Raw genomic sequence first — 14,706 nt, 5'->3', positions numbered from 1 at the left:
TTCCACAATAAAAACAGCACTGAATTTACCTGTCAGCACTGTTTCTGCACAACTAATTTCAACTTTAATTTTTTTCTTTTGAAAGTGGAATTTAACTTTTCAGTTCAGCAACTTTAAATAAGCATTCCATTTCACCATATTTTCATCATATAATACTGCCATGAAATACTATATTTATGCACTATTCGCAATGCTAATGTGGTCCTCTTCTTTTATTGCCACAAAGATTGCCTATCAAGCTTTTTCACCAATATTATTATGTCTTTTTCGATTTTCAATTAGTTTTATTCTCTTATTGATCTATCGCTGCATAACGCGTCAACACACAAAAATCGCAAAGCAACATTTAAAAACTGTCATTTTCAGTGCAATTGGAGGAATTTCTATTTATTACACATTAGAAAATACTGCACTTTCTTTAACAAGTGCCTCTATGACTTCATTGATTGAAGCATGTTATCCCGCTTTAACAATACTTGTAGGAATTCTTGTGTATCACGAAAAAACAAGCAAACGAATGTTATCAGGTATCGCATGCAGTGTTGCAGGTGTTGTTATTCTCACTGGCTTCTCTTCTGCGTCTTCCAATATGGCAGGAAACTTACTATTAATATTTGCGGGAATCCTATGGGGATTCTACAATTACCTCGTACAGAAAATTCCACTACACTACGATTCTTTAACAATTACGTATTATCAGATGTTTTTTGGTGCCATTGGATTTCTTCCACTTCTTTTAATAGAACATCCGATGATCATCAATGTCACGCCACAGATTCTCTTTTCCCTTCTTTATTTATCTGCAGGATGCTCCGTTGGCGCAATTCTTCTTTATAATCATGCGTTAAAAGGATTAAAGGCATCCCACGCTTCTGTACTAATGAACTTTATGCCTGTCTTTGGCATTCTTCTTTCCTATCTGATTCTTCACGAAAATATCACTATTACACAGATGATTGGCGGCATCATCATTTTATTTGGAGTTATTATATCCACAAGGAAAGAAAACGCTTGACTTGTAGATTCTTTCGTATATAAATATATGTATAAGCATTTGTTTAGTGTATTTATATTAGCTTAGAAAGGGAAACATGACTCAAAGAGAAAGACAAATCTTACAATGGATTGAAGAAAATCCAATGATTTCTCAAGAAGAACTTGCGCAAAAAGCAGGTATCTCTCGTTCTTCTATCGCCGTTCATATTTCTAATCTCATGAAAAAAGGATATATCGCTGGAAAAGGATATGTTCTAAGAAGTGGTTCATATGTCGTTGTCATTGGTGGTGTCAATATTGATATTGGCGGTAAATCATATAAGCCACTCATTTCTGGAGATTCCAATCCAGGCCAGTCCACAACATCCTTAGGTGGTGTCGGAAGAAACATCGCACATAATATTTCATTGCTTGATACAGATGTACGCTTCTTAACCGCATTCGGAGATGATGAATACGCACAGCGCATTGAAGCAAGCTGCGCAAATCTTGGTATTGATATCTCTCATGCGAAGAAAGTTAAAAACGCTTCTACAAGTACATATATCTTCTTATCTGATCCAAGTGGAGATATGGCACTGGCAGTCAGTGATATGAGTATCTGTGAAGAAATCACGCCTGGCTATCTTGCAGAAAACCAGCAAATCATCAATAACGCACAAGTTGTTGTCATTGATGCAAACATTCCTGAAAACTCCATTCAATGGCTTGCAGAACACTGCACAGCACCAATCTTTGCTGATCCAGTATCTGTTTCCAAAGCAGGAAAGCTGAAACCATATTTATCAAAAATCAATACATTAAAACCAAATAGGATCGAAGCAGAATACTTAAGTGGTGTCAAAATTACAGATCAGACATCTTTACAAAAAGCAGCCGATGTCCTGCTAAGCACAGGATTGCATAGAGTCTTTATTTCATGTGGTACAGATGGTGTATTTGGCGCAGACCATAACGATTCCATCATGTTTCCTTGTTACAAGGCAAACATGAAGAATGCTACGGGTGCGGGAGATGCATTCATGGCCGCAATTACATGGGCATATCTGGAAGGCACAAATCTTTCAGACACATGCGCCATTGCTTCTGCTGCAGCTGCAATCGCTGTAGAAGGCGCAGAAACAATCAACCCTATGATGTCAGTTGAAGCACTCAAAGAAAAAATGATACAAGAATAAAAAAAGAAAAGGAGAAAACACACATGTTAAACAAATTTTTAGATGTAAACCCAGAAGTTGCAAAAGCAGTGGCTGAAGGAAAACCAGTCGTTGCACTAGAATCCACAATCATTTCTCACGGTATGCCATACCCACAGAACGTTGAAACAGCTTTAAAAGTAGAACAGATCATTCGTGATAACGGTGCCGTTCCAGCAACAATCGCTATTATTGGCGGAAGACTCAAAGCAGGTCTAACAAAGGAAGAAATTGAATACTTCGGCAAAAAAGGACAGGCTATCACAAAGGCCAGCAGAAGAGATTTAGCAGTTATCTGTGCAGAAGGACAGGATGGTGCTACTACAGTTACAACAACAATGATCATTGCTCATATGGCAGGTATCAAGTTCTTCGCTACTGGCGGTATCGGTGGTGTTCATAGAGGTGCACAGCAGACATTCGATATCTCCGCTGACCTTCAGGAATTAGCACATACACCTGTTATGGTATGCTGTGCCGGTGCAAAAGCTATCCTAGACCTTGCTTTAACACTTGAATATCTTGAAACACAGGGTGTTCCAGTACTTGGCTACCAGACAAAGGAACTTCCAGCATTCTATTCAAGACATTCTGGATTAGAAGTTGACTACCAGATGAATACACCTGAAGAATGTGCAAAGGTATATAAATCCAGTGAAGATCTCGGATTCCATTCTGGTATCTTATTAACAAATCCAATTCCTGAAGAATTCGCTATGGATGATACAATCATCAACAATGCAATTGATGAAGCAATCAAGGAAATGGATGAAAAGGGAATCAAGGGAAAAGCCTGCACACCATTCTTACTTGCTAAGGTTGCCGCATTAACAGGTGGAGATTCCTTAGATTCAAATATCCACCTCGTATTCAACAATGCACAGTTAATGGCTAAGGTTGCCTGCGAATATTCAAAGATGTAATTCTATGACCTGGAGAAATCCAGGTTTTTCTTTTTGTCTGTTTTGTTTTATGATATGTATATGATCCAGTTAACTGATTACTTATATAGTGGCGATACGCTCATTCGTATCCTTCATAAATATAGTGCTGCTTTAGAAATGGAAGCAAAAAAGACAAATAATATTGTCGATCTAGCACATGTATCATTTCTAAAGGAATACACTTCTTTATTAGAACACAATGATTTCTTAACGTCCCAGTCTCAAAGAATTCGTGAATTCTATAAAATTATGGCAGCAGATTATCCATTTCTTGCATTTACATTTCGTGGAAGAATCAAATCATTGATTCGGGCAGAAGAAAAATTCAATGGATATATCGTTCGTTACATTTATGAATATAAACAAAAGAATAATACATACCCTACTGCTGAACAAATCGTAGATGCAGTGTCATACTATCGAGATCTGATTGCGTATCGTATTGTGATCTGTATGCCAAAATGTCATTTACATTCAACAGATAATAAAGAAGAAATTGAATTAAATTATCTGTATGAAATAGCGAATCGTCTTCCATATTTTATGGAACAGAATGGATTCACAAGTGAAAAGCAAAGAAAATTCCGAGTTTCTTCCCCATTATTAAATGATGATGTAAAACCATACTACAGAGATTATATTCATGACGCAAAAAAGAATGGATATCGTTCTTTACATATCTCATTCTTTGATGATTTATCCAATTCTTATGTAGAATTACAATTACGTACAAAAGAAATGGATGATTATTCAGAAATTGGTGATGCAAATCATACATTGTATGAACAAAGACAAATCAAGCAGCGTTCAGAAAGAAGTGAAGTCAAGCAAAACGAATGCATCTATTTTGATGAAGCATATCAAAGAGGCTTATCTTTACAGGAACTGGATTATTCTAAAGTAGATGTAAATATGTTTACCGCATTTGATGCATATCGTATCAATGATGGCTGTGGTCTTGTACAAGGCAGACTCATTCTTCCATATGAACACTTAAGCAGATTTCAAAATGACGTCATTGATTGACGTCATTTCTTTTACTTATCTAATACTTCTACCTGAATGTTCTTTACGCTGTCTTCCATGAATTTACACTCATCATCTGTTAGTGTAATATTGCATACATTCACCGTATCTTTTACACTATTCTCTTTTCTCATACCAACAAGCAAATTCAATGATGCAGATTCATGCAACGCCCATGCTTCTACTAGATTTGCATAGGAACAACGGTATTTTTCACATAGAGGTTTCCACGCATCAAAAGCATTTAATAATGGCTGTCTATATTGTTGTTGTACCCAAGGAATACGAGAACGAATATCACTAGCCTGATATTTCTTTTTCAAGAAGTCAGGCCCTGTCAAGAATCCTTCCTCTAATACTCCATATACCTGAAATACAGTATTATATTTCTCACACACTGGAAAATAGTCTCTACCATGAAATGGTGAAAGAATAGAGAAGAATTCCTGTACAAGAGAAACATCACCATGCTTTTGATATTCTTCTAAATCAGATGGCTGTGAATTAGATAATCCATATGTACGGATCTTACCTTGTTTCTTTAAATGTTCTAAAGCTGATACTGTTTCAGAAACATCCCAATCCTTGCATACATAATGCACAATGATTGAATCAATCCACTCAGTATCCATTCTCAATAAAGAATCATCTACATCACGGATGATTGCATCATAGCTTGTATCATTATTTACTGTATAGCCATCTCTGCTATAGTGGAAATTTCCACCATCATTTCTCCAGTTCAAAGAACATTTTGTCTGTAAAACAAAATCATTTCTACGTGTTTTCAAAGCCTTGCCTAGAAGGATTTCACTTTCACCCGTACCATAAACAGGTGCTGTATCAATATAGTTGATACCCTGTTCTTTACATACATCCAGTAATAATTCTGTATCCTTTAAAGAAGAGTTGTGATCAGTCCATACACTTCCTCCACCAAGTCCCCAAGTACCTAAAGATACCTTAGATACTTCAATATTTGAATTTCCTAACTTCTGATATTTCATTTTTAAACCCCTTTAGTTGAAAATATTCTATCACAAATTACTATGCATAAAATGATTGTTAAATATAATATATTTGTATATTCAAACAACAAACAATGAGGTCAGTTTATGTTACCATTTACAAAAAGAAAATTATTTCAAACAAATCAATATTCAAAGGTTTCACTAATTATTTCTGCTTTGAAAAAGAATCACATTGAATTTCAAGTCAAAGAAAATGATATCAATGCTAGATATGGTATATTTGGCATGGATAAAGCAGCATCTACATATATCCCTAGAAAAGCAAACACTATCTACTCCATATATGTCAGAAGAAAAGATTACGATACTGCATTACTCTTGCTTCATTCATCCATAAACAATTAAGCACAACAACTTTTAATATCACTCAAAAAAAAACTAACTGAAATCTCAGTTAGTTTTATAACGTAATTGTCTTTGTATCTGTTCCAGCTTTTTCTTGTTTACATGTCACAGTAACTGTAGAACCTTCTTCTGCTTTTACAATCCATGAAACTTTCTTCTTTGCTTTCGCATTTGCATATGTTGTGATGTCACCATAGAATGCACCTGTAGAAGTTGCAGAGAAACCATCTAGATTCCCAATACTTTCTTCATTCTTGCCACTTACAGCTTCACATCCCTCAACACAGACAGTCACTGGTTTACTCACATGCAGCTGATTTGCCTCTTCCGTAAGATTTGTTGGCAGATATCCACGGTTTCCAACAACTGCAGAAATCTTATAAACACCATCACTCACCTTTTCACTTGTCACTTCTTCAACCTTTAATGCCGGCAAAGATTCAGCAAAGCGAATATTGAACTTTGTATCATGTTCACATTCTTCACAAAGCATATTTTCAGGAGGATTCTGTACAGTAAATTTCACATCAAATCCTCCAATTTCAACATTTCCAAATGTTGGATGATTAAATACTTTCCAAGGAGAATAATACTGTGGGGCATGTTCTTTCACCCATGCAAGCGTAGCATTGAAACGTTTAAACATTATTGCTGGATCTTCTGGTTTTCCATTCCAGATATGAGGAACACCCGCTTTTGATGCAACATCCCAGAATTCCATTGTATATGCTGGAACACCTTGTGATTGATAGAACCAGTCATCAAATGCACCAGAATCATAATGTTCCTGATCTGACATGAAGGAATCAAAGATATTCATCGCAACATATCCAAGTTCTTCTTCACCCATTTTCGCAATTGCTTTCATGCATGTCATATCTAATTCTGGAGCAGACTTTTCAGCTCTTGTTCCAGGAGGATATAACAACATACCGCCACTTGTATGGCCAATTGCCGCACCGCCAATATTGTTATGTGCTAAAGCAAAATCAACAAGTGCCTTGTTTTCAGGATTGCTCAATGGATATTTACCAGCACCTGGCTGTCTAGAATCTGGAAACCATCCCAATGGAAAGTTTCTATTAAAATCCAGTCCCCAGACATCTTTTTTCGTCTTAAGATTTTCATCCCCATCACTTGCTTCAAAAACACCTTCTGGATAAATATCATAGAAATCACCATTTACATCACTTGGTTCTCTTAATGTCATAGAGCATTCCGTAGCAGGATCAATTTTCCAGGCACCATATGGTGTTTTGATACGCATCATACGAATCACACCATCACCATCAAGATCCTCTTTCTGGATGCCGCCCTTTTCTTCAAGGTATGGACGTGGTGCAGAACGCAGGGAATATGGTGTTGATAAATACTTTTCTGCACCATCTGGTGTCACACGAGGAATGACATAGAATGTTTTTTCATCAAGCAGTTTAGTAACTTCATCATCTGTTCCATAATTTGTAACAAGATAGTCAATTGTATGCATTGCACACATTGTAGAAGTTACTTCCCCTGCATGAATATTACCATCAATATATAATGCAGGTTTACTGTCTGCAGAGCCATTCTTCGTATTTGTAAGTGTAACTGCATATTGATTTCTTCCTTCTTCTGTAACTAGATTTACTTCCAGTTTCACAAGATCAGGATATTCATTAGCAAAATATTCTAAATTACTTTTTACTTCATCATACTTATAGTAATGATCATATTGAAATGTTGTTTTCATATACCTGCTCTCCTATAGTACCTGGGATAAAAATTCTTTTGTACGTTCATTTTTTGGATGATTGAATACTTCATCTGGTGTACCTTCTTCTGCAATGACGCCACCATCAATGAATAGCACTCTATCACTTACTTCTTTTGCGAAACCCATTTCATGCGTAACAATGACACATGTCATACCACTTTCAGCTAAATTTTTGATAACTTCCAAAACACCTTTCACCATTTCAGGATCTAATGCACTTGTAGGTTCATCAAACAGCATCACATCAGGATGCATAGCCATCGCTCTAACAATTGCTAAACGCTGTTTCTGACCACCTGATAATTTACGTGGGTATTCGTTCGCTTTTTCTTCAAGCCCAACCTGTTTTAATAACTCCATTGCTTCTTTTTCAGCATCCGCTTTCGATACTTTCTTTTCAAGCATTGGTGTAATTGTAATATTGTTCAATACAGTTAAATGAGGGAATACATTAAATTGCTGGAAAACCATGCCTATCTTCTGTCTATGTGTATCTAAATCAGTACTTTTAGCATCCAATTCTTGTCCTTCAAAGATAACCTTTCCACTTGTTGGTGTTTCCAGCAGATTCAAGCATCTTAGAAATGTACTCTTTCCTCCGCCACTTGGTCCAATAATAGATACAACTTCTCCCTGATAGATTGTTTGATTAATTCCTTTTAATACTTGTAGAGAACCAAAGTTCTTCTTGAGATCGACTGTCTCGATCAATGGTTTTTTCATATCAGTCACTTTCAGCCAACCTCTTTTCTAATAATCCTGACAACCACGTTAATACAGTTGTCATAACTAAATACATACCTGCAATGATAAACAATGGCTGCCATGTTAAGAATTTATTTGCAAGTAATACTCTTGTATACATTAATTCATACATCATAAATGTACCAGCTAAGGATGTTTCCTTGATCATGGAAATATATTCACCAGCTAAAGATGGAAGAATCGCTTTCACTGCCTGTGGAAGAATAATCTTGATCATACAGTTTTTAGCACTCATACCTAAAGATCTGGCTGCTTCCATCTGGCCTGGATCAACAGATAAGATACCACCTCTAATGATTTCAGATACGTATGCACTAGAGTTCAAGATCAATGAGATGACAACCCACTGTTCCTTTGTGATAAAGTTCAATGCTGGTAAAGCAATTGGCAAGAAGAAATACGCGATATACATCTGTACAAGTAAAGGTGTTCCTCTTAAAACCGTGACATAGACATTTGCAATTGCACCAATGACTTTGTTTTTAGATAAATGCAAAATTGCAATCAAAGTACCAACGATTGAACCAAAGATAACCGCAATTGCTGCGTATTCCAGAGTACCAATCGCACCCTTTAAAAATATTGGATAGTAAGCACACCAGACTTCAATAATTCCCTTATTCATTTTTCCCTCTTATTCTTCATTTGGAGATACACCAGCTGCATCACATGCGGCATAGTACATATCTGTATATAAATTGGATTCGTATTTTCCACTTGTTGCTAATGAATCAATCACCTGGTTCACTGCATCAATCAAAGAAGTTTCACCTTTCTTGACTGCAACAACGTTACCAGATTCATCAGCATATTGACTTAAATCAAATTCAACACCATTCTTTTCATAAACACTGACAAACATTCCATCACTTGTTTCCGCATAGTTCTTAGCAGTTGTACTGTCTAATGCAATCGCATCGATCTTACCAGTCTGAAGTTCAAGAATTGCCTGGTCCAATGTAGCGACTTTCTGTAAATCTGCATCTGGAATCTGATCTGTTACATACATTTCCTGTAAAGAGTTTGCCTGAGTGTCGATTTTCTTTCCAGAAAAATCAGCAAGTGATTTATATTCATCTGCTTTTTCAGCAGGAACAAGTAATGTATGATGTGCAGCCGCTGAAGATGACTGGTAACCATGAGAGAGTTCAAACTGTTCAGCTCTATCTGCTTTGTATCCAAAACCAGAAATACCAATGTCAACTTTTCCTGTATCAACAGCTGTTAATACTGCATTGAAATCCATTGTTTCAACCTTCAGATCTACGCCAAGACTGTTTGCGATATATTGTGCAAGCATAATATCTGATCCTTTAACATTTCCTTGATCATCCACAAATTCACTAGGTGGATAGTCAGGAGAAGTTGCCAACACAATTTGACCTTTATCAAGAATATCTTTTAGCTTCCCATCAGCTTTAGAAAGATCAACATCTGCTTTTCCTAATTCTTCATATAATTTGTCATAACCAGGTCCTGTATACCAATCACTTGTTGATGAAGAACTGTTTGTAGAAGTGGATGCACAACCTGTAGTGAGTAATAATCCTGCAGCCATAAGTCCGGCTAATACCTTATTCATATTTTTCATAAATTTTTCTCCTCTTTCTGTTTTAAATTGCTTAGATAAATTGAATCACTTTCTTTCTGCGTCGGACTTTCATAACTTTCTCCCTATAAACAAAAATCGTCACTGGATATATTCCAGAGACGACTATAAATCGCGGTACCACACTGGTTATTGATAAAAACTAATTCATCAATCACTCTTATCATTAACGCAGATATCACGTTCCTTACTATGATTTCATAAGGACTTCTCCCAGATGCGCTTCACCAACCCTTCCCTTATCGACCTCACACTCTGTATCGACTCGCTTCAAGTTTCAGATAGGTTACTCTTCTGTTCTTTGAATGTAACTAAGATTCTAAAGGCAACCCTTTTCTTTGTCAATGCTTTTTACAATCATTTTTTCTGAAAATATTTTCATTCAATAATCATATTTGTAAATATTTCATTTCTGAATAAATCCTTGATCTTCTTGTGGAATTTCATCAGAAGTAAATCTATCAACCTTCATATGAAGATCATACTTTTCACGTAATTTCAAAATCACATTCATCATTTCTGAAGCATGATGAACATCAATTGCTTCCTGATTTTCCCAGCAGTCAATTAACAAAACTGTTTCTTCATCTTCTACAGGATAGAAATATTCATATCTTATATTCCCCTGTTCTTCTCTGATTTTCTGTACTGTACCACTGTCTATCATTTCCTGTGCAAACTTTCTTGCGGAACCATTTGTACCTGTATAATAAATATTTACTGCAATCATACACTTCTCCTTTATTCAAACTATATATAACACATTTAACACAAAAAAATACCACCGTAATTCTGATGGAATTACGGTGATCATTAAGTGGAGCTGACGGGAGTCGAACCCGTGTCCAAGAGTAGTCCCACATTCAAGCTTCTACAGTTTAGTTCACTGTTAGATAAGACAACGAACAAGTCAGTGAACACACATTCGTTGAATTTGTCTATTCATTTTCATGCATTTCCTATAGACATTAGAAACACCCTATCCACGTGGTCCTGGCATACCAGGTGCGAATTATGATCAGTGGCCGATCATAAGACTGTTCTATGCTGCGTAATTGTTACGACTTAGGCAAAAGCGTAGTTAACGTTATTGTTAGCGTTTAAATTTAATTGATGATTAGGTCATCACTCCACTGCAGCCTGAATCAAACATAAACCTGTCGAAACCATGACAACCCCATGAATGATACATGCATACTATAGCATGTATCAATGAAATTTCAAGGCTTTCTCCATCTCTCTTTTCGCATCTCTGATCTTGTCAGACTGACGCTTATCATAGAGATTTTTACCTTTCGCTAAAGCAATTTCCAATTTAGCTCTGCCATTTTTTAAATACATTCTAACAGGAACAACTGTATATCCCTTCATACGGATATTGTCATAAATCTTTCTGATTTCTTCTTTGTGAAGTAAAAGTTTACGATCTCTTTCTTCATCTACATTAAAAATATTTCCGTAACTATAGTTAGAAATATGCATCCCTTTGATCCATGCTTCCCCCTTATAGATACTGATATAAGAATCTTTAAACTGCACTTTACCAGCACGAATTGATTTAATTTCTGTTCCTGTCAATTGAATTCCACATTCATATCGATCTTCTAAGAAATAATCATGAGAAGCTCTTCGATTGAATACTACTGTTTTTTCTTTACCGTTTCTTTCTGCCATTGCTTCTCCTTCTTTCTTTTGATCTACGAACATGTTTTCTACTTGTTGTGGAACGCTTGCGGTTAGGTGTATTGCGACTTGTAGATCCATTCTTTCCAACAAGCATAAAATCCACTTCACCTTTCATCTTATTCGCATCAATACACATTACTTTAACTTTCATACCAACACGATAACAACGATGTGTACGATTACCAATGAGTTGCATACGATCTTGATCATAGCTATAGAAGTCATCATGCATTGCATTCACACTCACAAGACCTTCGATTGTATTATCAAGCTGCACATAAAAACCATATGCCTGAACACCTGTAATAATACCTTCTGCTTTTTCATTTAAATGATCCAGCATATATTCAGCTTTCTTCATATCATCACAGGCATATTCTGCATCTGTACTAGCTTTTTCTCTTTCAGAAGCCTGTTCTGCGTATTCACTGCATTTCTCTTCATCCATTTTTCTTTGTTCAAGATCCAGAAAGCCTTCAAATGAGTATTTCCTTAACATTCTATGTACTGCTAAATCCGGGTATCTACGAATTGGAGATGTGAAATGTAAATATTCCTCTTCTGCCAGACCAAAATGTCCAACACAAGCATTGTCATATTTTGCCTTTGACATGCACCGCAATAGCATCATACTCAATACAGGATATTCACTACTGTTTTTTACAGACTCTAAGTATCTTTGGATTACATTTGGATGAATATCTCCCTTCGGAAGCACAAGCTTATGACCAAGCAATTCAGATACACGTACAAATTCACGAATTCTCTTTTGTTGAGGTTCCTCATGAATACGATAAACACTTGGAATTTCCTGCCACTTCATAAAGTTGGCAACAGAAACATTCGCCGCAATCATACAGTCCTCAATCATTTCTTCCGCATGACCTCTTGTTCTTGGACGTACATCTGTTGGATGACCATCTACATCTACAATGATTTCACTTTCTACAGAATCAAATTCAATTGCACCTTTATGTATTCTTTGCTTACGAATTGCATCTGCACAATCTCTTAACACAAAAAACAAATCACCGAGATGTTCATATTCTTTTTGCACTCTCTGATTTCCATTCAAGATCTTATTAACATTGTTATATGTCATTCTCTCTGTAGAGCGAATCACAGATGGATACACTTCATAATCCACAATATTACCATCAAGATCAACATTCATATCACATGTTAATGCAAGTCTTTCTACATGTGGATTTAATGAACAGATACCATTACTCAATTCATGAGGAAGCATTGGAACAACACGATCCGTAACATATGTAGAAAAACTTCTCTTTAATGCTTCTGTATCCAAAGCAGAACCTTCTTTGACATAATGAGATACATCCGCAATGGAAACTTTCAGATTATATCCATTGTCTGTTCTACAAACCGATACCGCATCATCAAAATCTTTAGAAGAATCCCCATCAATTGTAACTGTAACAACATTTGTAAGATCCCTTCTATTCTTTTTTTCCTCTTCCTGAACTGTTTGTGGAATATTACGAACTTCCGCCATTACTTCTTCAGGAAACTCTGGTTGAATATCATGATCAAGAAGTACAGAAAGAATATCCACACCTGGATCATCTTTATATCCAATCTTCTTCACAACTTCAACAGCCATAACTTTTCCATAGCTGACAATATTACAAATTACTTTCATTCCATCAATTGGAGTAAAAGAATCATTCTTTAATACTTTAATTGTCTGTTGTTGGAGTTTTTCATCATCAGGAACAAATACCAATCCACGACTCTTTTGAAGGTATGTACCAATGATATGTTCTCTAGAACGTTTAATAACTTTAACAACTTCTCCATACGTTTGCCAAGGAAAACACTTTACAAGAACAGTATCTCCATGCAATGCAGATTTCTGGCTCTTTGCATCCACACGGATAGAATCTCTATCTTCCAGATCAATAAAGCCCATCCCTGCTTTGTTGATAGAAATTTTCCCTTCAACAATTCCAGCCTGTTCTCTATTTTGATATTGCCCACCTTCAGATTTAAACAACTGCCATTCATTGACCAAATCATCCAATGCATTACTTAATGCACTGATTTCTTCATCTGAATGCATCATAAAAGAATCTGCGATATCCGTAATTTTTCTTTTTCCTTTTGGATGTTCATCAACATACTTTAATATTTTTTCTTTTAATTCTTCCATATATTTCACTTAAAATAAAAGCCGGCTGAAAACCGGCACTTTTTAAACAAGACGAATAATAATTACTAATGCAAAGAAGATAATTCCTAATACTAAAGTAAAATTAGAAATCACTTTTTCACTTCCTCTTTCTTTTACATTTGCAAATAAGTTCAATCCACCATTACCAGTGAATGCACCTGACATACCATCTGTTTTACCACTCTGCAATAATGATAAGATAATCATTAGAGCAGATACAATCATTAAAATTGCATCAAGCATGAATAGCTCCTTTCGTGCGCTTAGAAATTATAACACTGCTTTTCATCCTATGCAATGTTAAGAGCCATAGGAACAGCCGTTATCACAACCCTTTGCTGCATTCTCTTCCTGTGCCTGTTTAATCACAAGTGCATCTTTTGTCAACGTATCTTTTAACGCGTTAACTTTTTCACTTGTCCAATAATCCTTGACTGAAATTACATCTGTATCATTCGTATTGGACTCACCGTTCCACGAAATAATTTCACCGTTTTTTATGAAGACGACCAAAGGTACATGGATCAATGGTTTACCATCATTATCATATAAGACAATGTCTGGATCATCACTCTTGTTATGATCAATCAATAACTGTGCAATTTCATCATAGAAAGATCGATCATTTTGCTTATCATTCCGTGCATTATAATAGTTGGCACGCATTTCAGAATTTTCTAACACTTCATTCAGCATTGGAATATATGCCTGACACCAAGGACACTCAGGAAAACTAAAGTAAAGAATTCCTGTACCATGTTCAATAAATGATTTCAAATCCTCTTTCTTCATAATGTCAAAAGCATTTTCATCTGGAAGATTATCATAAATATCTGTCAGAACAACATCACTGTTTTCTGAACCATCCGTTTGTTTGGTGCTTGTTGATGTTGAAGGATTTGCTTGAGAACAGCCACTCAACAATATTCCCATACATAATAATGTTAAAAAAATCTTTTTCATTTTTTCACCTCATGAAACATTCTACCGATGTTTTGTAGATCTTTCAATGTATGCACAGATAAACACTCTGAATTTTATGTGAAAAATAGAGTAGAGTGAAGTAAATTAAATAATTTACTTCGACCCTCTCATTGCACCGTACGTACGGTTCCGTATACGGCGCTACATTTGTATTAAAATCACAACTATCTTAGA

At 35.8% G+C, this 14,706-nt stretch carries 15 protein-coding genes, 1 other RNA gene and 1 other annotated feature; of the genes, 5 read left to right on the top strand and 11 right to left on the bottom strand.

The features are described 5' to 3' along the window. Window positions 1-160: 160 nt before the first annotated feature. The 4 genes from ACTND6_RS09250 to ACTND6_RS09235 all read left to right on the top strand — a co-directional run bounded on the left by ACTND6_RS09250 (window position 161) and on the right by ACTND6_RS09235 (window position 4,162). Entirely contained in the window at window positions 161-1,015 is an 855-nt protein-coding gene (locus tag ACTND6_RS09250; protein WP_441023783.1) for a DMT family transporter, read from the top strand. A 76-nt stretch (window positions 1,016-1,091) separates the two neighbouring features. Next, a complete protein-coding gene (locus ACTND6_RS09245) occupies window positions 1,092-2,174 on the top strand; it encodes a PfkB family carbohydrate kinase (RefSeq protein ID WP_441023784.1) in 1,083 nt (360 codons plus the stop codon). Between the two features lie 23 nt (window positions 2,175-2,197). Continuing rightward, window positions 2,198-3,115, top strand: a complete 918-nt coding sequence (locus tag ACTND6_RS09240; RefSeq protein WP_441023785.1) for a pseudouridine-5'-phosphate glycosidase — start codon at window positions 2,198-2,200, stop codon at window positions 3,113-3,115. A gap of 60 nt (window positions 3,116-3,175) precedes the next feature. Beyond that, entirely contained in the window at window positions 3,176-4,162 is a 987-nt protein-coding gene (locus ACTND6_RS09235) for a hypothetical protein (RefSeq protein WP_441023786.1), read from the top strand. A gap of 11 nt (window positions 4,163-4,173) precedes the next feature. On the opposite strand, the gene ACTND6_RS09230 is transcribed toward ACTND6_RS09235, so the two are convergent. Continuing rightward, window positions 4,174-5,169, bottom strand: a complete 996-nt coding sequence (locus tag ACTND6_RS09230; RefSeq protein ID WP_441023787.1) for an aldo/keto reductase — start codon at window positions 5,167-5,169, stop codon at window positions 4,174-4,176. Between the two features lie 108 nt (window positions 5,170-5,277). Here ACTND6_RS09230 and ACTND6_RS09225 point away from each other — a divergent pair, with 108 nt between their 5' ends. Then, a complete protein-coding gene (locus ACTND6_RS09225) occupies window positions 5,278-5,538 on the top strand; it encodes a hypothetical protein (protein ID WP_441023788.1) in 261 nt (86 codons plus the stop codon). Window positions 5,539-5,593: 55 nt separating this feature from the next. Here the strand turns inward: ACTND6_RS09225 and ACTND6_RS09220 are convergent, their stop codons facing one another. From ACTND6_RS09220 to ACTND6_RS09175, 10 genes are all read right to left on the bottom strand, one after another. Further along, window positions 5,594-7,270 (bottom strand): M14 family metallopeptidase, encoded by a 1,677-nt coding sequence (locus tag ACTND6_RS09220; RefSeq protein ID WP_441023790.1) that lies wholly within the window; start codon window positions 7,268-7,270, stop codon window positions 5,594-5,596. Window positions 7,271-7,282: 12 nt separating this feature from the next. Further along, a complete protein-coding gene (locus tag ACTND6_RS09215; protein WP_441023791.1) occupies window positions 7,283-8,017 on the bottom strand; it encodes an amino acid ABC transporter ATP-binding protein in 735 nt (244 codons plus the stop codon). A gap of 1 nt (window position 8,018) precedes the next feature. Beyond that, a complete protein-coding gene (locus tag ACTND6_RS09210; RefSeq protein WP_441023793.1) occupies window positions 8,019-8,684 on the bottom strand; it encodes an amino acid ABC transporter permease in 666 nt (221 codons plus the stop codon). A 9-nt stretch (window positions 8,685-8,693) separates the two neighbouring features. Continuing rightward, complete coding sequence (locus ACTND6_RS09205) at window positions 8,694-9,650, bottom strand: transporter substrate-binding domain-containing protein (protein ID WP_441023794.1); 957 nt, start codon at window positions 9,648-9,650, stop codon at window positions 8,694-8,696. Between the two features lie 112 nt (window positions 9,651-9,762). Beyond that, window positions 9,763-9,979, bottom strand: a binding site (T-box leader). 95 nt (window positions 9,980-10,074) lie between these two features. Beyond that, on the bottom strand, window positions 10,075-10,398 hold the full coding sequence (locus ACTND6_RS09200) for a putative quinol monooxygenase (RefSeq protein ID WP_441023795.1): 324 nt from the start codon (window positions 10,396-10,398) through the stop codon (window positions 10,075-10,077). A gap of 85 nt (window positions 10,399-10,483) precedes the next feature. Beyond that, window positions 10,484-10,847: a transfer-messenger RNA gene (gene ssrA / locus ACTND6_RS09195) on the bottom strand. Window positions 10,848-10,877: 30 nt separating this feature from the next. After that, window positions 10,878-11,342 carry an SsrA-binding protein SmpB gene (gene smpB / locus ACTND6_RS09190; protein ID WP_178177163.1) on the bottom strand — a complete coding sequence of 155 codons (465 nt, stop codon included), beginning with the start codon at window positions 11,340-11,342 and terminating at the stop codon, window positions 10,878-10,880. Then, on the bottom strand, window positions 11,323-13,527 hold the full coding sequence (gene rnr, locus ACTND6_RS09185; RefSeq protein WP_441023796.1) for a ribonuclease R: 2,205 nt from the start codon (window positions 13,525-13,527) through the stop codon (window positions 11,323-11,325). Before rnr ends, smpB begins: the two co-directional genes overlap by 20 nt. 42 nt (window positions 13,528-13,569) lie before the next feature. After that, window positions 13,570-13,791, bottom strand: coding sequence for a preprotein translocase subunit SecG (gene secG / locus ACTND6_RS09180; RefSeq protein ID WP_178177161.1), 222 nt, complete (start codon window positions 13,789-13,791; stop codon window positions 13,570-13,572). 57 nt (window positions 13,792-13,848) lie between these two features. Then, window positions 13,849-14,511, bottom strand: coding sequence for a hypothetical protein (locus ACTND6_RS09175; RefSeq protein WP_441023797.1), 663 nt, complete (start codon window positions 14,509-14,511; stop codon window positions 13,849-13,851). Between the last annotated feature and the right edge of the window lie 195 nt (window positions 14,512-14,706).

The organism is Bulleidia sp. HCP3S3_C9 (assembly GCF_052064035.1).
Taxonomy (GTDB): domain Bacteria; phylum Bacillota_I; class Bacilli_A; order Erysipelotrichales; family Erysipelotrichaceae; genus Bulleidia.
The sequence above is the reverse complement of the archived record's forward strand: the minus strand, read 5'-3'. Positions and strand labels throughout refer to the sequence as shown.